Origin of the sequence: Microbacterium pygmaeum (assembly GCF_900100885.1) — a bacterium.
GTDB classification, from domain to species: domain Bacteria; phylum Actinomycetota; class Actinomycetes; order Actinomycetales; family Microbacteriaceae; genus Microbacterium; species Microbacterium pygmaeum.
Window position 1 is genome coordinate 1503749 of sequence record NZ_LT629692.1, and the last position, 16814, is coordinate 1520562.

The 16814-nt window shown below is 65.8% G+C and carries 17 protein-coding genes; 3 read left to right on the top strand and 14 right to left on the bottom strand.

The window, feature by feature from the left end; all coding sequences use genetic code 11:
• Nucleotides 1–7: 7 nt before the first annotated feature.
• Nucleotides 8–454, bottom strand: coding sequence for a single-stranded DNA-binding protein (locus BLT19_RS06980; protein WP_091488086.1), 447 nt, complete (start codon nucleotides 452–454; stop codon nucleotides 8–10).
• A gap of 172 nt (nucleotides 455–626) precedes the next feature.
• On the opposite strand from BLT19_RS06980, the gene BLT19_RS06985 reads away from it, so the two are divergent.
• Nucleotides 627–920, top strand: a complete 294-nt coding sequence (locus BLT19_RS06985) for a hypothetical protein (protein ID WP_091488089.1) — start codon at nucleotides 627–629, stop codon at nucleotides 918–920.
• Here BLT19_RS06985 and BLT19_RS06990 read toward each other — a convergent pair.
• The 13 genes from BLT19_RS06990 to BLT19_RS07050 all read right to left on the bottom strand — a co-directional run bounded on the left by BLT19_RS06990 (nucleotide 877) and on the right by BLT19_RS07050 (nucleotide 14298).
• Nucleotides 877–2694, bottom strand: a complete 1818-nt coding sequence (locus BLT19_RS06990) for a type IV secretory system conjugative DNA transfer family protein (protein WP_091488092.1) — start codon at nucleotides 2692–2694, stop codon at nucleotides 877–879. The two genes, BLT19_RS06985 and BLT19_RS06990, sit on opposite strands and share 44 nt — an antisense overlap.
• A 34-nt stretch (nucleotides 2695–2728) precedes the next feature.
• Entirely contained in the window at nucleotides 2729–3727 is a 999-nt protein-coding gene (gene dprA / locus BLT19_RS06995) for a DNA-processing protein DprA (protein WP_091488095.1), read from the bottom strand.
• Nucleotides 3728–3781: 54 nt separating this feature from the next.
• Complete coding sequence (locus tag BLT19_RS07000; RefSeq protein ID WP_091488097.1) at nucleotides 3782–5260, bottom strand: ATP-binding protein; 1479 nt, start codon at nucleotides 5258–5260, stop codon at nucleotides 3782–3784.
• On the bottom strand, nucleotides 5257–6018 hold the full coding sequence (locus tag BLT19_RS07005; RefSeq protein ID WP_091488100.1) for a hypothetical protein: 762 nt from the start codon (nucleotides 6016–6018) through the stop codon (nucleotides 5257–5259). Before BLT19_RS07005 ends, BLT19_RS07000 begins: the two co-directional genes overlap by 4 nt.
• A 39-nt stretch (nucleotides 6019–6057) precedes the next feature.
• Nucleotides 6058–7521, bottom strand: a complete 1464-nt coding sequence (locus BLT19_RS07010) for an SCO6880 family protein (protein WP_091488103.1) — start codon at nucleotides 7519–7521, stop codon at nucleotides 6058–6060.
• The gene (locus tag BLT19_RS07015) at nucleotides 7518–8831 is read right to left on the bottom strand and encodes a type IV secretion system protein (protein ID WP_231917834.1); all 1314 of its coding nucleotides are present in this window, start codon (nucleotides 8829–8831) and stop codon (nucleotides 7518–7520) included. The genes BLT19_RS07010 and BLT19_RS07015 overlap by 4 nt, the downstream gene beginning before the upstream one ends.
• 30 nt (nucleotides 8832–8861) lie before the next feature.
• Nucleotides 8862–9131 (bottom strand): DUF6112 family protein, encoded by a 270-nt coding sequence (locus BLT19_RS07020; RefSeq protein ID WP_091488105.1) that lies wholly within the window; start codon nucleotides 9129–9131, stop codon nucleotides 8862–8864.
• Between the two features lie 69 nt (nucleotides 9132–9200).
• On the bottom strand, nucleotides 9201–9473 hold the full coding sequence (locus BLT19_RS07025) for a DUF6112 family protein (protein ID WP_091488108.1): 273 nt from the start codon (nucleotides 9471–9473) through the stop codon (nucleotides 9201–9203).
• A complete protein-coding gene (locus BLT19_RS07030) occupies nucleotides 9470–10633 on the bottom strand; it encodes a M23 family metallopeptidase (RefSeq protein WP_091488110.1) in 1164 nt (387 codons plus the stop codon). Before BLT19_RS07030 ends, BLT19_RS07025 begins: the two co-directional genes overlap by 4 nt.
• Before the next feature lie 4 nt (nucleotides 10634–10637).
• Nucleotides 10638–11291 carry a hypothetical protein gene (locus tag BLT19_RS07035; protein ID WP_091488113.1) on the bottom strand — a complete coding sequence of 218 codons (654 nt, stop codon included), beginning with the start codon at nucleotides 11289–11291 and terminating at the stop codon, nucleotides 10638–10640.
• 68 nt (nucleotides 11292–11359) lie between these two features.
• Nucleotides 11360–12418 carry a ParB N-terminal domain-containing protein gene (locus BLT19_RS07040; RefSeq protein ID WP_231917835.1) on the bottom strand — a complete coding sequence of 353 codons (1059 nt, stop codon included), beginning with the start codon at nucleotides 12416–12418 and terminating at the stop codon, nucleotides 11360–11362.
• The gene (locus BLT19_RS07045) at nucleotides 12403–13224 is read right to left on the bottom strand and encodes a hypothetical protein (protein WP_091488116.1); all 822 of its coding nucleotides are present in this window, start codon (nucleotides 13222–13224) and stop codon (nucleotides 12403–12405) included. Before BLT19_RS07045 ends, BLT19_RS07040 begins: the two co-directional genes overlap by 16 nt.
• A gap of 465 nt (nucleotides 13225–13689) precedes the next feature.
• The gene (locus BLT19_RS07050; protein ID WP_091493489.1) at nucleotides 13690–14298 is read right to left on the bottom strand and encodes a DUF2637 domain-containing protein; all 609 of its coding nucleotides are present in this window, start codon (nucleotides 14296–14298) and stop codon (nucleotides 13690–13692) included.
• A gap of 502 nt (nucleotides 14299–14800) precedes the next feature.
• Here BLT19_RS07050 and istA point away from each other — a divergent pair.
• Nucleotides 14801–16015: an IS21 family transposase gene (gene istA / locus BLT19_RS07060; protein ID WP_091487203.1), complete on the top strand. Its 1215-nt coding sequence runs from the start codon at nucleotides 14801–14803 to the stop codon at nucleotides 16013–16015.
• Nucleotides 16015–16812, top strand: a complete 798-nt coding sequence (istB, locus tag BLT19_RS07065; RefSeq protein WP_091487205.1) for an IS21-like element helper ATPase IstB — start codon at nucleotides 16015–16017, stop codon at nucleotides 16810–16812. Before istA ends, istB begins: the two co-directional genes overlap by 1 nt.
• Nucleotides 16813–16814: the final 2 nt, after the last annotated feature.

The window sequence follows — 16814 nt, forward strand, 5'->3', positions numbered from 1 at the left end:
AGACTGGTTAGAGCCCGAGTGTGTTCACGCTGGCTCGAACGGGTTCGGCGGTCGGCATCTGATGTCCAAGGGCTTCTCGCGCCGGTGTTGCTGGTCGCCGCGTGCGATCGACGTCGTAGTTGGTGCGCGCGAGGTCGTGGCCGAGCTTCTTGGCGACGAACTCTTCTGCTTCGACGACTTCGCCGTCGCGTTCGATCGGGAAGGTGCGTGTGTAGCCTTCCGCGATGAAGCTGTCACCCTTGGCGACGCGAGTGAGTGCGCGTTCGGCGGTGGCGCGGTAGGCGACCATGTCGTGGAAGCTCGGTTCGAGCTCGGTGAACGTGCCGTCTTCGTTGCGGCGGAAGTGCGGCTGGCCGATTCGCACGTAAAGGCGAGTGTCGCCGTTCGCCGTGACGGACTGCTGCGGTTCCGAGGCGATGAAGCCGGAGATCGACTGTTGGGTGTGAAGAGTCATCGGACTGATCCTTGCGTCGGTGCGGGCCTGGTGACTCGCTCTACCCAGAAGGTGTGCCCGCCGCTCCGCCGCCAACCGTACGTCGGTGGCTGCTCGTAATCTCATGCTCGGCCGGAGAGGAGGTCCGACCATAGGGACGAGCAAACGATACGCAGGGCATTTCGATCGGCTCATGGACGACAAAATCCTCGCCCGCATCGCGTCTGAGAATCCGCTCCAATCGCTGACGCCCAGGGAGCGGCAAGCTGACACTCTGCCGGAGACGCGTGATCCGCAGCCGAAGCCGTGCAGTGCGTGGGTGCGTTTCGGACCGCATGCGATGCGCGTCGAGGGGACGGTGGTCGTGTGGAACGACATCGCCTGTGGGGTGCTGTTTCACATCGGTGACAAGGAGCTGCGCTGCTGGGTGTGGGCGAACGCCGTCACGCCGTTGCGTCGTCCTCCGCGGATGTCTGGCCAGGGTTGAGTTCGGGATGCTGCCTGAGCAGCGTCTCGATGGCCGAGCGATCAGCCAGAAGGGCCTTTGCATCGCGGCGCGACGTCCAGGTGCGCAGCTGGGTCACGATGGGCGGGGCGGCGCGGAACAACACGAGTCCCGTGCCGAATGGGATTGTGCGAATGACGTCCGGCGGCATGATCGCGACGCGGCGGATCGACCGTTGCGATGATCGCGATCCGCGTTCGCCGACAGTCACCGAGTCGGTGACGTCATCTCGGTCGCCGATGAGCGTCGAAAGGTCCTGCAGATCCCGTGAGTTGGATCCGCCGCCCAAGATCACCTTCACGATTGACGCATCCCAGATCGCACCTGCTGCGTTGTCGCTCCATTTCGACCGCGCCTGGGTGAGTGACTGCAGCACCGGCATGGTGGTGATTCCCGTGCCGCCGCCTTCAGCCATCAGCGTCGGCAGTGAGGGGAGCGGGGCGAGGTTGCCGATCTCGTCGAGTGCCAGCAGTAGCGGGGGATCCAGGCGCGCCCCAGGTTTTCGTGCGGCGATCCTTCGTGCCGATTCGACGACATCTTCCACGAACGCGGCGACGAGCGCAGCGGAGTTGTTGGCGCCAGCGCCCGTAGCCAGAAGGAAGAGGGCGCCGTTGCTCTGCAGGAACGATTCCGGATCGAATGACTCGCCCTCGCCTGGAGACACGGCGGCGAGTACCCGCGGGTCGGCGAGTGCTCCGAGTGCGAGGGAGACGCCCTGCCAGATCGAGTCCCGCGTTCTGGGATCGGACTCGAGCATCGCTTGTAGGGAGTCGGCCCAGCCGGTCGCGGCGCGGGGATCGTTGGTGAGAATGGCAACGGCATCCGCGGCGGCGGCAGGGTCAAGCGTCCAGCGGAACAGTTCGCTCGGCGGTCGCCCGGCAAGCGCGGCTGCGTGCAGGAGTGACTGGAGCGCGGTGCGGGTCTTGGCCTCCCAGAAGCCGCCGGATTCAACGCCTCCGGCAGCGAGACCGGTGCCAGAGGCCAAGCCGGCGGCACGGATCATCGCGGTCAGCGGGTTCTCACAGCCTCGAATGGGCGACCACCGAAGACCGGCCGGCACGCCCGCCGCCAGCTGCTGCGGATCGAACACGGCGACAGGCCCGATCCGTTGACGTGCGCGGAACGTGGCGGTCAGATTGTCAGGGCGAGTGGATGTGGTGACCACGGCACCTGGGGCGTCGAGGATCGCGTTGATGACGAGGTGTGCGCCTTTGCCTGAGCGTGGGGGACCGATGACGAGGATCGAGTCCTCGACGCTCGCCCAGATCGCGGATGATCGCGAGTGGCCGATGAGGTATCCGATGTCCCCGGCCGTCGCATGAGCCAGGGACGGCCTCAGGTGCTCGGCGCGGCGAATTAGTGCGTTTCGCGATGCGGCCTTTGCGACATCGTTCCGGCCGGCTACCCCTTCGAGGTGGTGCACGTTGACCGAACCGTTGCGACGCTGCCCGCGCAGCAGCCGCCAGATGAGAACACCGAGAGCGCCTGCCGCGGCGAGGAGAACCCCTGCACAGATCCAATAGACGACTGGATGTAGGCCTGGGGCCTCCAGCGCGATGCTGGGGTCACCTGGATTGAGCAGCACCGCGATCCCACCGCCTACGCCGGCGGCGGGCTGGTCGATGCCCGTGATCCATGCGGCGACGGAACCTGCGCCACGCAGAGTCGCGGCGAGGCCGACACCTCCGACAAAGATTCCGAGACCGAGGTTCGTCAGCTCGTCGCCGAAACCTCCGGACGGCCGCGGCGTGTTCATCCCGCCATCACCTCGTCTTCGGTCGACTCTGTCGTCAGAGGCTGATGTCCGGCTCAAGTCGATGGGTGCGCCGTGCCACGGTGGCGACGTTGAAGGGCCGATCCGGTCCAGCGGTGTTCGTCGAATCCAGAAGGTCGATCGCGTCGCGAGTGTCGGTGACGATCGTCGCGATGCCTTCTTGCAGCAGCCGGTGACAGCCGGCGCTCGCGGGGCTCGTTACTGGACCTGGAACAGCTCCGATCGGCTTCCCGAGAGAGTGAGCTTCTCCGGCTACGTTGAGCGATCCGGAGCGGTAGCCGGCCTCGACGACGATGGTGGCGCCGCTCAGCACCGCGAGCAGCCGGTTGCGTTGCAAGAATCGCCAACGCGTGGGCGCGGCCCCTGGTGGGAGTTCGCTGATCAGGAGCCCACCGGCATCCTGAATCCGTTCGAACAATTGCTGGTTGCCGGCGGGATAGTAGCGATCGAGTCCCGACGCGAGCACTGCCACGGTCGATCCGGGTCGAGCTGCCGTTGCGGCGTTGTGCGCGGCGCCGTCGATGCCGTAGGCGCCCCCTGAATAGATCACTCGGCCCTGAGAGGCGAGGTCAGCGGCAAGCTCCATCGTGATGTGCTCGCCGTAACTTGTTGCGGCGCGTGCGCCGACGAGCGTGATTCGACTCGCGGTGAGCCCTTCGAGGCGACTGGGTCGTCCGCTGAGCCAAAGCGCGAGAGGAGCTCGAGATCCGAGCTGCTGAAGTTCAGCCGGCCACTCGAGATCTTCGGTCGTGAGCATGGTGAGCGCTCGGCGATCCATCTCCTCTCGGATGCGGTCCACCTGTCCAGGGTCCACGCGCGGTGCGAGACGTCGACGCCAGAGACTGCCTTCAGCGGGGTCGATGGAGGTGGGCAACGAGGCCTCGGATGCGACCAGTGCCAGCGTATCGATCGCACCGATGCGAGCGACGAGTGTTCCGGTGACGGTGTCGCCGGGTTCGGATGCGGCGGCGAGACTGATCCGGGCGAGGCGGTCTTCGGAGAACGAGTCGGACATGTGATTCCTCCTACTGTTGAGCAGGCGCGTCGGGTACGTCGGGTCGGCCTGCGGCTATGCCGTCATGCGAGCGGTGGTGTCGAAGACGGCGAGTTCTTCGGGGTGAAGTTGGTGCTGGACGACGAAGCTGCGGTCTTTGACTCGCCACAGTCCTTGCCCCGTTCCCAAGGAAGGGAGCAGGTTCATCTCTGTGCGGGTGAGTCCGAGCGCGGCGGCGGTCGATCCGAGCTGATCGGGTTCCTGCCGGTAGACGATTCTGGTTTCGGCGTTGGCGAGCAGCGACGATGCGAGCGCGCGCATCGCCGATCCGGAGTCGCCGACGTTGTCCAGATCGGAGAGCTTGTGAAAGACGAGCATGTTCGCGATGCCGAAGTGACGCGCGAGTCGCCACTGGGCGTCCATCCGACGAAGCAGTGACGGATACGCCATCAAGCGCCACGCCTCGTCGTAGATGACCCAGCGTTGACCTCCGTTTGGATCGGCCAGCGCGGCCTCCATCCAGGCCGATGAGCACGTCATCAGGACCGATATCAGCGTCGAGTTCTCGGCCACGCGAGACAGATCCAGCGACACCATTGGTAGAGACGGGTCGAACCGCACCGTTGACGGCCCGTCGAAGAGTCCAGCAAGGTCACCCGCGACCAGCCGGCGGAGCGCGTGCCCGACCAGACGCCCGTCCTCGGCCAGGCGCCGGTCACCCCCGTCGGAGGTGGCCGGCGAGAGGATGCGATCGACGACCATCGGCAGAATCGGGACCTCGGCGCTGCGGACGACATCCGTGAGCGCCACGTCGACGGCGGTGTGTTCAACTGGCGTGAGTGATCGCTCGAGCACGGTCTCTGCCAGCGCGCCGATCAAATCGCGGCGACGAGCAGCGACCTGCGCGGACCATTCGGCGTCGGACAACGCGTTCGCCCGGTGGCCTTCATCGAGCGGGTTCAGGCGGTTGCGGAGCCCGTGGCCGAGAACGATGGCCCGCCCGCCAACAGCCTCCGCGACCGCGGTGTGCTCGCCCTTCGGGTCACCGGGGACGTAGACACGTCGACCGAACGGAAGGGAACGGGTGTAGAGGGACTTGGCCAGGGAGGACTTTCCCGAGCCGACGATGCCTGCGAGGACGATGTTCGGTGCGGTGATGAGACCGCGCTGATACAGCACCCATGGGTCGTAGACGAATGATCCTCCGGAGTAGAGATCCTGACCAACGAAGACTCCGGCCGGGCCCAGTCCCGCTTCAGCAAGGAATGGGTAGTGGCCGGCCAGGGTCGCTGAGGTGTCCTGATGCTTGGGTAGGCGCAGGCGACGCGGCATCCGCAGGGCGGCGGGCCCGGCCTCTCCAGCTGCGGGCAGGTAACCGGATGCGCGGGCGTCGGCGCGTTCGGCCGCCCACCGCTCCTTCGATTCGTGCGCGTGCTGCTTGCGCGCGTCGGCTACTCGTTGGTTTGCCAGCCGCTCACGAGTGCGGCGTTGGCGTCGATGCTCGCCGTGCGGGTTGATCAGCGTCGCGGCATGAAGCCGTTCGTCGCTCTTCATAGCGCGATGCTCCTCGCCGGCGTTCGATGGTGGCCCCAATGCGCAGAACTCCAGGAGGGGAAGGCCGATGCGCGCTCCGGCGCAGCCGGAGCCGCGGCCGACGGGACGGCGACGAGATCAGGGTCTGGAATTTGCGGAAATCGACGCAGCAGCGAGACGTAGCGCAGTGTGGGGTTGCTGATGAGCGCGTAGCCCGACGCGCGATCTTCAGCGGTGTGGTCGGTCCGGCAGGTCGGGATGCCGTCGTAGATGTAACCGTCGTTGAGTGCCGCCTCGGTTGTCTCGTCGCCCGCGTCCCAGTGTGCGAGGTGGTGGATCGCGGCCTGGGCGCCGGAACGGTCGAGGATGTCGAGCGTCTCAGCCGCCTGCTCACCCTGGAGCAGCACGACGCTGAGCCATCGCTCACTCTTGTCGGCCGGCAGCCAGGCAACCTGCCCAGCGCTCTCCGAGGCGAGCTCCGTGGCATTTTCGGCGGCATCCAGCAGTTCCCGCACGCGCACGAGTGCCCACGCGGTCTCATCCGCCTCTTGTCCACCGAGCGCCGGGTCGTCGTCGCTGCGCGCACGACCGCGGTGGCGCATATGCGCATGTGCGAGTTGATCAGCGACCTGCACGAGCGATCGCAGAGAGCCGAGCAGATCGCCGACCAGTGGGTAAAGATCGGCGGGATCATCGATCGCGATCGTCGCGTGAGCGAGCTGCTTCATCGCGGCCGAAGCGTCGGCGCCGATGCGCTGAGTCGATCCTTCAGGTTCCATGACGCTCTCCATTCCGAGTCAAAAGAGAGGTACGCCACCTCATGCGGGGCGGCACAGCGGCAACGCGGCCGCACTGAACGCCTGAGCCTGCTGGCCGAAAAGTCTTCGTGTCTCGCAGGAAGCCTGGATGGCAGCTTGCTCGACGGCCGCAACGGCCACATCGAGTTCGGCGAGGGTGGGAGCGGAGATGCCGATCAGGCCGATCACACGTAAGACGCCATGTCCAGCCGTCAGGTCCGCTTCCTGCTGCAGCACGTCGTCGTACTCGGCGGTCGCGGCAGCATCTTCGATCTGTCCGATGCGGCGACGTTGGTGTGCGTCGCTGATCAGCTCAGTCTTCTTGCGCCGGAGATCTCGCGCCGCGTGATCGGATCGCACCGGAATGTAATGCAGGGCGATGCTGCGAAGCACGCCGTTCGACAGCACGAGGGGCGCGAGGAACCCTGGAAACACCTGAGATCGTGGCCACTCGCTGATCCAGAGCACGACGTGGTGCGCGGAATCGCTGCGAAGTCCATCCCAGCGCTCGATCACGGCCACCGGGCCGGCATCAGCAAGCGAGCGCCCAAGCGTAGGACTTCGCTCCAGATGAAGACTCGCGGCCGGATCGTAGGCAGATCTCAAGACCGCGGCGAGTTCACTCGGACCGAGCCATTCGCCGGCGGCGAGGTCGGCGTTTCGGAGGGCTGCTACGAGCGCCGCCATCTCCTGGCGAAGGACAGCCGCCGAGCCACGCATGCCGCCACCGCCGGCGCGAATCTGTCGTCCGGCGGCGCGCAGATCCAACGAGATGCTGATTGTCGTCGAGTGGCGCTCTCCGGCAGGTCCCGCGCGCTCGATCAATTCCCGATACGTCGTCGCAGCCCAACTGCCGTCGTCGAGGCCGTGGTGGTCCCACCAATCGTCGAGTCCGGTGCCCGAGTCGAGCAGTGTCCGCTCGGTCACCTGCAGCCGCGCTATGCGTCCGGAGCGGCACGCGCCCGCGAGCGCGCGACCCCAGCCCGTGACGCGTCGGTGCTGTTCCGCCGGGTCCAGGAGCACGAAGGCGGGATGCGAGACCGCTAGGACCGCAGTCAACGTCTGTAAGTGAGGATCGTGAACCATCACCGCGCCGGATTCGACATCGACCCATTCGCGCAGCCGAGCTGCATCGCCGGGTAGCGCTAAGGTACCGGCGGGGCGCGGCCTCTCGATTCGTTTACAGTAGGTCAGCTGACCGGAGGCCGTTCGACGCGTCCACTGCACCAGCACCGGCGTCCACTCGACGAGCTTTCGGCCACCAACACCGACGCTTGCGACGACGACTGCCGATCCCCAGATCGGGAATGTCCATGCAACTGCCTCTGGCCCTGAGGTGTAAAGCCCGATCACGATGGTCAGCAGTGCGGTTGCGATCGCAATGAGCTGGGGGAGCGATAGGCCCAACAGGATGCCGCGGCGTGATAGCCGTGAGAACTGCACGGATGCCGGTTCGAAGCCAGCCCCAGATTCCGAGCGTGTCATGGTCGTGACTCTCCTTGGCGTGGCGGGACTCGCATCGGCGGGTGTGGTGCTGACGCGTGGTGTCCGGGCGCCCCGACTGCTGTCGTCGCCTCATGCACGCGGCCCACGACCCGTTGGTTCTGCGCGCTCGACTGGTCAGCGTTCTGCGTGTGCGCATCTGCGGCGCCGGCGGCGGCCTTCCCGCTCTTCGGGCCTGCTGTTGCCGCGGCATGCACGACGGCAGCGCCGGCGGCCACCCCCGCGCCGGTAGCCCCGGCCGCCGCGGCGCCGCTCGTTGCTGCTCCGCCATTCGCAGACGCCGCTGGAGTAACAGCCGGCGTGCCGGAGTTACGTGTCCCGCCCGGTCCCAAGATCTTCGCGGCGTTGTCCGCTATCGGCTTGGAGGGGATAGGCACCGGCCGATTGAGTGAAGACTTCGCCTCTTGTTCGCTCGACATGGCGTGGTACATATCGATGCCCACGAAGTTGAGGAACTTGTACGTCATGTATGGGGCGAATGCCGCAATCAACATCAACACGATCCCGGCGATGGGGTTGCTGATCGACGCCAGGTCAGCGTTGATCGGCGCCGCCACTCGCGCGACCGCGACCAGGAAGATGACGACCAGCACCAGCTTCGAGAGGATCAGCGCGATGACGAATGACGCCCACTTGCCGAACCATCCTTTGGTCGCATCCCATGTCGCCCCCGCCAGCGCAATAGGGCCGAACACGATCGCGACCAACACGAGCGCCTTTCGCATCAGGAGCGAGAACCACACGATTGCAGCGGCGCTGATCACCAGTCCGGCCAAAAAGATCGTGACGATTGCACCGACGCCGGGGGCGACGATGTTGATCGACGCAAGCCCGGCAACCAGGAGTGCGATCCGATCGCCGATTCCCTCCATCGTGTTCCCGGTCGCCTGAACGATGCCGATGGCGAGTTGATCCGTGACTTCGAGCAGGATTCCGGTCAGTGAGATCACGACGAATGACCCGAGGATCGATTTGCCCAACCCGAGCCCGGCACGTGACAAAGCGGTAGGGTCGCGTCGCACGAGCCCCGTGATCAGTTGGAAGCAGAAGAAGATGAGTGTGATGAAGACCGCGACGCCGAACAGCACGTTGAACACATCGACATAGCCAGGCGCCCGAACATCGACCAGCGTCGTGCTGTCGAAGGCAGTCCAGACCGCTTCGAACAACCAGGCGGCGGCTGATCCCATCGCATAGGCGAGCCACTCGAAAGGTGCCGCTACCAACGAAGCAATCCCCTCACCGACCCCGGCACACACGGAGGCGATGACGGGCACGTCACAAACGCTCATGAGGGTTCGCTCAGATCTGCGTGAGATCAGTCAGACCGTCTGACCGACGCTCCAGAAGAAGTTGATCAGGGTGACGGCGGCGCCGCAGATGATCGCCGCAGCGCAGGACACCAGCACGCCGAGCTTGCCTCGTGAAGCGAGGTGGGGGTTCGACGAGTTCGCACCCATGCCCCAGACGATCGCCGAGATGATCAGCGCGAGCACGCTCAGAATGAGTCCGATCGTCATGACGGCTCCGACGATGACGTTCAGCTGCGGGATGCCCGGCAGGCCGGTGGTGTTCGGGTCGATGTCGATCACGGAGTCTCCCTGCCTAGCGAACGATGTCGAAAGAGAGGAGTGCCACGGTTCCCTGAGCTCGTGAGCCCCTCAGAGCCCCGCGCCGAGACCCAGGAGGAAATTCACCAAGGCGACGCACGCCCCAGCAAGCCCGGCCGTGCCGCAGCAGAGCCACACGCCGAGTCGGGCCTTGGCGGCTGTCTGGTAGTGACCGTTCGTCGCCGCCAATCCCCACGTGACCGCGGACACGACGAGCAATAACACCGATGTGATGAGCACGAACATCAGCAATGCGCCGATGATGTCGCTCAATCGGCCCGCGCCTCCAACGGCACCGAAATTCGGAAAGACGTCCGTGATCATGCTGTCGCTGCAATGCACCCTGCGGGCACGACGGACCCGTCCTGAAGACCAGCTGCGCTGTGCTCTGCGAGCCACTCGACGGCGTTGACCGGTGCGCTCTCGGGACTGCCCGGATGGATCTCGAGATGCAGGTGCGTGCCGGTCGAACGGCCCGAGGAGCCGACGTCGCCGATGTGCTGGCCTGCGGCGACGGTGCTGCCGGTGACCACGTGGACACCGGCATCCCACATGTGTGCGTAGTACGAGGCGACGCGCTCGCCGCCGACGGTGTGTTCGATGATGATGAGGTTGCCGAAGCCGCCGCGGTGGCCGGCGAACGTAACGGTCCCGTCGGCGATGGCGAGGATCGGTGTGCCGCCGGAGGCCGCGAAGTCACTGCCCTCATGGAAGGTCTGCTCGCCGGTGAATGGATCGGTGCGCCATCCGTAGCTCGAGGTGTCGACATACGTGCCGGAGGGCAACGGGAACACGATGCGTGTCGTCTCCGGAACTCGAGGACCCTCGTTTGCAGGTGAGTTCGTGGCGCGCGCAGTGAGCGCGGCAAGTATCGCCTCGGCCACGGGCTGATAGTTCTGGTAGCGGTCGGGGTAGGCGCTGACCTCGACAGACTGCGCGGCGACGCCGGGGTCGAGCGATTGCCAGCCGGCGATGTCGAGCAGCCCACGGGGCGAGCCGCTGTTGGGGCCGGTCGGGCCACCGTAGAACGCTCGCGCCTGGTACGTCGAGTCCATCAGCTGAGCGACGGTGCCCCATCCAGAGACGGGCCGCATCTGAAACAGTCCCAGCGAGTCGTGGTCGGAGCCTTCGCCATCGTTGGGGTAAATAGCTGATTCCGGATATGCCGCCGAGTTCGCCAGCATCCGTAGGGTCGACTCGGTCAGCGCCGCCATGAGGGCGACTAGCGCACCTGGTCGCCCGACGCCGGCGGTCTGCGAGCCAACAGTGATGATGGTTGCCGCGTGCGTCAGTTGCTGACGGTTGAGGGTGATCGCAGATCCGTCACGCGTTCGCGCCGCCAGCGAATCGGGAATCGGCCCCACCGCAAGACTGCTCATCGAGCACGCCGTGACAGCCGGCGTGAGAAGCACCACGACGGTGACGAGCCCGAGCGACGGGAGGGTGAGCACAAGCACAAGCAGGATGCCGAGCAGCTTCGCCATCGTGTCACTCGAGCGGCTTGTTCAAGAGAGAGATTCGCAGCAGTCGACAGCTCTCATCGTGCGGGCATGCGAGGAAGACCGTGAACGCCACTTCAGCCGAGGTTGAGGTGGTCTGATCGCCCCAGACGCCGACCCGATGCCGGACTCCGCTAACCGTGTACGCGATCGCGCCCGGCGGAAGCTGGCCGGGCGCGGCTTGCGCGACTGCGATCGCCCACGTCTCTGGAACGCGAACGCTCTCGATCGAGAGCCATTGTTGAGTCCCGTAGGTTTCGAGTTGCCGCCACTGCTCGGCGCTTGGCAGGTAGCCGCGGATGTCTGCAGCAAGTCCGGCGGCCTCGTCGGGATCGCCGATATCGATCAGTACGAGTGCCCACTCGGACGGGCCGGCTGATCCGCGTGTGTCCCAGTCGAAAAGGGCGGCTGCAACCCTTCTCGCAAATGACTCGGGGTTCAGTGCAGTTGCAAGTGGATGTGGAACGTCGATGCGATCTGCCTTTGGCACATCGATTGCGGCGCTCGTCGAGGTCGACGTCGCCGGAGCCGGCACGTTGCCTCGAAGCAGACCGAACACGCCTATCGCGATCAGCAGGGCCAGGGTTGCTGCGCCTCCAATCACGGACGCGATCACGGTGCGGCGGCGGTGTGGGTCGTCCATGGAGGTTCCCGTCGAGTCGGACTTGCAAGGTCGAGGGAAGGTGCGCGTCGGTGCCCCGGCGAGGATCGTCAGCTCGCGCGCTGGGACCTCTCCGGCCGCTCGCTCCGTAACTGTCGGATTCGATCGGCGAACGCGAGGCTGCCCTCGAGCGTTGCCGTGAAGCGCTGCCACTCGTCGGACGTGAGGCCGGCAGCAATGACGGTTGGGTCAAAACGTTCCCACCATGCGGTCAGGTCGTCCCACGTGAAGTTGAAACGCTTGAGTTCAGCGGTGTCGAGCCGATTCAGTGCAGTCTCGCCGGCTATCGGTTCTTTCGACCGAGCGAGCGCCTTGGCCGCGAATTGCTTCGGGTTCTCCCCCCATGACGCCTCGGCGCCCGCGCGGATTCTGTTCGCGGCTTGGCGCGCAGCCGTGCGCTGATCGGCGCTCTCCCCGTCAGCCACCGCATCGAGGTGCGACAGGATGTGGTTCTCGCTGACTCGGCGAAACGCGGGCAAGACGGGAGCTCCGTTCTCTACTGCGTCGAGCTCTGCCTGTGCGTGACGGCGAACTTCAGCCGGGAGGGAAACATCCGCTGCGATGTCCTGCAGCCGTCCGATGCGCTCGAGGGTAGTGAACGAGCGGCGACCGCTCACCAGGAGGGCGGCCTGCGTGCGAGCATCTCCGTCGTTCCTTCGCTGCGGTGCCGTTGTTGTAACGGCACCGGGCGCCCCGTCGATATCGGTCGTGCCGAAGCGGGACGCGACCTGCCGGCGCGCAGCATCCTCTGCAAGCAACGCCTTGCATTCTCGATACAGCGACGCCGCTTCGGCGGGGGAGAGCGGCTTGTGCTGAGCGTTCTCGTCTTGCTCAGCGAGCACCTGCGTAAGACGGTCCGAGATACCCGCTCGCACCCAGACGCTGATCTTTCGGACGCCCAATTGTCGCAACGCCGCGAGTCTGCGTGCGCCGCACACGAGCACGCCCTCTGGTGTGACCGTAATGGGCTGCAGCAATCCCTGACGCTCGATCGACTCTGCCAAAGCGTCGACGTCGCCAAGGTCGACGCGATGCCTCGATCCGACGCGGATGGAATCGACGGATCGCTCGAGTTCGATGTGACCTTGCTGCTTCATGGTCGTCGGCACGGCACATTATCGAGGAGTCCGGCGAGTACACGATCATCGTGGAGCAATGACTCGAGCGACTCGCCGACGAGGAGACGCAGGAGGATGCCGCGGCCCGCTGCTGTAGAAGCCTGTGCCGGATCGGGGCAGCCGAGCAGAGCACGCAGCATTGCGCGCCACGCTGTCTGCGGAACATCAAGGAGCGCGCAGGCGGTGTGATCGCGACGCAGCAGCTCGAAAGCTGCGGGCCTTGAGCTGGCGTCGGCCAGCCGAGCGCAGACGTACTCGACTCCGCCGCGAGCGGTGTCTGCCGGCCAGCCGACCAGCGCGAAGAGCGCGATGGCGTCTTCCATCGCGGACTCGACTGCCGCGGTCTCCGCCGAAGCACCTGCATCCGGAGCCTCAACGCGAAACGCGGGGTGGTAGTCGACGAGCGCGTTCTCCCGGTCGCTGAATCGCTCGGCATCGTGGAAGACGGAGTATCGCGGCCGGCGCGCCTGATGGACCGAGCACAAGAGACCCCGCGCGCGCTCTTCGGCGATGCAGGTGATCTGCACGGCGCGGGTGACGATCGCCCACGGATCGTCTGCCCGGCGTGCAGACGCAGTGCGCATCGCTTCGAACGCGAATGCCGCAGCTTCCCACGGGTCAAGCCCATGTTTTCGGGCGAGCGCAGCGTATCGCCGGGCCGCGTAGACCATCAGGCTGGCGACTTCACCGTCCAACCGCCACGCATGTGGCTCAGCGTCGCCGATGCGATCGAGGACAGCCCGAAGACCCTCAGAGTGTTGGAATGTGCGGACACTCGCCCGCTCGGTTTCTGGCATCAAAGTACCTCCTGCGGGATAGGTGCGCAGGTGGTCCATCCCGCCTGAGTCGGCATTCGGCTGCGGAATTCCGGACATGGCTCATCGACTCCGCGCGAGGCGGTCGGTTGCGGGTGCGGTTCGACTTCGACCGAATGCGTCCAGTGGTGGCAGCGACGAACGGCGGTTCTGAACAGCGCGCTGGGTTGTCTCGGCCGGGTGTCGCAGTCGTCGGGCCAACTCTGCTTCGAAGTCGATTCCTCGCCCGGCGATGTGACCGGTTCCCGAATTGATGAGATCCGAGATGCGGACCCACTGAACTCGATGCTCGGGTGTCATCTCTGTGCGGGGTCGGTGACCGGCGTCACGATCGAGAACAACGCGATGCGCGTGATCGTTCGTCAAAGATTCACGATCACTCGTAGCGTCAGGTGGCGAGAAACGATCGAAGTCGTCGCTTTCGCTTGTTGATGCCTCGCTCATGGTCTAACTCCTCTCGGCAAGCTCGCTGTGCGGCTTGGCGGGGGAGACGTGAGCCTGTAGCCATCTCCCGACCGTTGACGGATGAACACCGAGCTGCTGGGCAATCGCGCGATTCGACCATCCCGATGCCCGCAGGTCCGCAGCGCTCTCGGGGCCGACCTTCTCGTTCGGGCTTTCGTCATCGAGGACATGGAGTTGCACCTCGGACCCGACGATTGTCACGGGTGGTGCTGATGGTGCTGCGTGACGAGTGAGCACCGACGTCAGGTGTGTGATGGCGAGCAGCACGAGTGGTGGCACTGCGGCAACCGATGCCGCAAGGAGGAGCGGCACATCCGACGTCGCCGTGACCACGGCGTGCAGGGCATTGCCTGCAACGGATATCAGCGCACCCGCAAACAGGAGCATCCACGGGTACCACGCCGCCCGGGTTCCGGCGAGAACGACCACGGCGACTGTTGCGACCACGATGATGCCGTCGACGATCAGCGGCCATGCCCACGCCTGATCAACGCTCAACCCTGATCGCCGAGCGAGGTCCGCCAGCGAGGTAAAAGACAACCAGAATGCTCCGGCCGCGATGAACACGGTGCCAGCAACTGCCGTCAGCATCGCAAGACGGATACCGCGGCTCGCGCGGTTCATCGGAAACTCCGTACCGAACTCGACATCGAAGATCCCAACGGCGCGCTGCTGGGGATGCCCGCCGCTGAGGCGCGCTGGCCGGACTGCGTGTGGCGGTGCGCGGAGCGCACCGTTCGCTCGATCTCATCCGCATCCAGACCAATGCGCATCGCGGCCGGACCGAGGACGTCGACGATTGCTTCCTCGACGATCCCTGCCTCGCTCATCCGGCATGCGGCCCAGAACAATCCGTGATTGCGTTCGCCTTCGCGCAGCCGAGAGACCCACCGTGACAGTACTTCCCCGTTCACTGCGGCGCCGGCCCGCGGCGATGTGTCCCGCTCCGGTCGCGGCTCAAGAAACGTGCGGAGGTTGTCGGCATCGATTGCGTGGCTCGGTGCCGACGAGATTGAGAAGGGCCTGTACTGTCGACGACGTTTGAAAACTGGTCAGTTTCGGCGGTGAAAAGTGAACACTCGACGATTGGAGAGTGATCACTTTGGAGGACTGGGCGTTGATCCGGCGGTTGGCTGCGGAGGGCGTGCCGAAGGCGCGTATCGCGGAGCGGTTGGGGATCTCTAGGACGACGGTGTTGAAGGCGGTCCGGTCGGATTCGCCGCCGCAGTATGAGCGGACGCCGACGGAGTCCTCGTTCGTCGCGTTCGAGCCGCGGGTGCGGGCGTTGCTCGCGGAGACGCCGGATATGCCGGCGACGGTGCTCGCGGAGCGGGTCGGCTGGACGGGGTCGATCACCTGGTTCCGGGCGGGGGTGAAGCAGTTGCGGCCGGAGTTCCGGCCGATCGATCCGGCGGACCGGTTGAGCTGGGAGCCGGGTGACGCGGCGCAGTGTGATCTCTGGTTCCCGCCGAAGAAGATCTCGCTCGAGGATGGCACGGCCAAGCTGTTGCCGGTGCTGGTGATCACGGCGGCGCATTCGAGGTTTGTGGTCGGTCGGATGATCCCGACCCGGACGACCGAGGATCTGCTGCTGGGATCGTGGGAGTTGATCCAGCAGCTCGGGCGGGTCCCGCGCAGGTTGATCTGGGACAACGAGGGCGGTATCGGGAGAGCGCATCGCCCTGCCGCCGGTGTTGCCGCGTTCATGGGGACTCTCGCGACGAAGCTGGTGTTGCTGCCGCCGCGGGACCCGGAATCGAAAGGTGTCGTCGAGCGGCGCAACGGGTGGTTTGAGACCTCGTTCATGCCCGGCCGGTCCTTCACGTCCCCGGCGGACTTCAACACGCAGTTCACCGACTGGCTGGCCAAAGCGAATACTCGGGTGGTGCGTACGATCCGGGCTGCGCCGACGTCTCGGTTGGACGCGGACCGGGCCGCGATGCTGCCGTTGCCGCCGATCCCGATCCATCTGGGCTGGCGCAATAGCATCCGGTTGGGCCGGGACTACTACGTCCGCCTCGACACCAACGACTACTCCGTGGACCCGACAGTGATCGGCCGGATGGTCGATGTCACGGCCGACCTGGAGCGGGTGAAGGTCCGCGCGGACGGCCGAGTCGTCGCCGACCATGCCCGGGTTTGGGCGCGTGGGACCACGGTCACCGACCCGGCCCACGTGGAGATCGCCGCGCGGCTCCGTAAACAGTTCCAGCAACCCCGCGCGGTCGCGGTCGGCGACGATCTGATCCGGGATCTGGCCGACTACGACCGGGCGTTCGGGCTGGTCACCGGCGACGGGAACAGCTGATGGCGTCGGGCAAGACCACGGACGCGGTCAAGCAGATCACGTATCTCGCCGGCGCGCTGAAAGCACCTCGGATCACTGAAGCCGCCGGCCGGATGGCCGACCAGGCCCGGGATGCCGGCTGGTCGTTCGAGGACTATCTCGCCGCGGTCCTGGAGCGTGAGGTTTCAGCACGGAACGCGTCCGGCGCGGAGCTGCGGATCAAAGCAGGAGGGTTCCCCGCGAGGAAGACCCTCGACGACTTCGATTGGGATGCCCAGCCGACCGCACGGCAGCAGATCGCCGCCCTGGCATCCGGAGGGTTCCTGCTCGAAGCGCAGAACGTCGTGCTGCTCGGACCGCCCGGAACCGGGAAGACCCACCTCGCCACCGCGCTGGGGATTGTCGCCGCCAAGCACGGGCACCGGGTGTTGTTCGCGACCGCGACGGACTGGGTCACCCGCCTCACCGACGCCCACCGGCAAGGCCGGCTCCCGCAAGAGCTCGCCCGGCTCCGACGTTACGGGCTGATCATCGTCGATGAAGTCGGTTACCTGCCGTTCGAGCAAGACGCCGCGAACCTGTTCTTCCAACTCGTCTCGTCCCGCTACGAACACGCCTCGCTGATCCTCACCAGCAACCTGCCGTTCTCCGGCTGGGGCGGCGTGTTCGGGGACCAAGCCGTCGCCGCCGCGATGATCGACCGCATCGTCCACCACGCAGACGTCCTCACCCTGAAGGGCGCCAGCTACCGACTCCGCGGACGAGGCATCGACAGCCTCCCAAGCATCCGCACCACCACCGACGAAACCCCTGGCTAGAC

What these genes read in the sequence shown, in the direction of transcription:
- dprA (WP_091488095.1), bottom strand. Translation starts at nt 3,727, where the DNA reads ATGTCCGACTCGTTCTCCGAAGACCGCCTCGCCCGGATCAGTCTCGCC.
- BLT19_RS07050 (WP_091493489.1), bottom strand. Translation starts at nt 14,298, where the DNA reads ATGCTGACGGCAGTTGCTGGCACCGTGTTCATCGCGGCCGGAGCATTC.
- BLT19_RS07045 (WP_091488116.1), bottom strand. Translation starts at nt 13,224, where the DNA reads ATGCCAGAAACCGAGCGGGCGAGTGTCCGCACATTCCAACACTCTGAG.
- BLT19_RS07035 (WP_091488113.1), bottom strand. Translation starts at nt 11,291, where the DNA reads ATGGACGACCCACACCGCCGCCGCACCGTGATCGCGTCCGTGATTGGA.
- BLT19_RS07005 (WP_091488100.1), bottom strand. Translation starts at nt 6,018, where the DNA reads ATGGAACCTGAAGGATCGACTCAGCGCATCGGCGCCGACGCTTCGGCC.
- BLT19_RS07010 (WP_091488103.1), bottom strand. Translation starts at nt 7,521, where the DNA reads ATGACACGCTCGGAATCTGGGGCTGGCTTCGAACCGGCATCCGTGCAG.
- BLT19_RS07030 (WP_091488110.1), bottom strand. Translation starts at nt 10,633, where the DNA reads ATGGCGAAGCTGCTCGGCATCCTGCTTGTGCTTGTGCTCACCCTCCCG.
- BLT19_RS07000 (WP_091488097.1), bottom strand. Translation starts at nt 5,260, where the DNA reads ATGAAGAGCGACGAACGGCTTCATGCCGCGACGCTGATCAACCCGCAC.
- istB (WP_091487205.1), top strand. Translation starts at nt 16,015, where the DNA reads ATGGCGTCGGGCAAGACCACGGACGCGGTCAAGCAGATCACGTATCTC.
- BLT19_RS06985 (WP_091488089.1), top strand. Translation starts at nt 627, where the DNA reads ATGGACGACAAAATCCTCGCCCGCATCGCGTCTGAGAATCCGCTCCAA.
- BLT19_RS07015 (WP_231917834.1), bottom strand. Translation starts at nt 8,831, where the DNA reads ATGAGCGTTTGTGACGTGCCCGTCATCGCCTCCGTGTGTGCCGGGGTC.
- BLT19_RS07025 (WP_091488108.1), bottom strand. Translation starts at nt 9,473, where the DNA reads ATGATCACGGACGTCTTTCCGAATTTCGGTGCCGTTGGAGGCGCGGGC.
- BLT19_RS06980 (WP_091488086.1), bottom strand. Translation starts at nt 454, where the DNA reads ATGACTCTTCACACCCAACAGTCGATCTCCGGCTTCATCGCCTCGGAA.
- BLT19_RS06990 (WP_091488092.1), bottom strand. Translation starts at nt 2,694, where the DNA reads ATGAACACGCCGCGGCCGTCCGGAGGTTTCGGCGACGAGCTGACGAAC.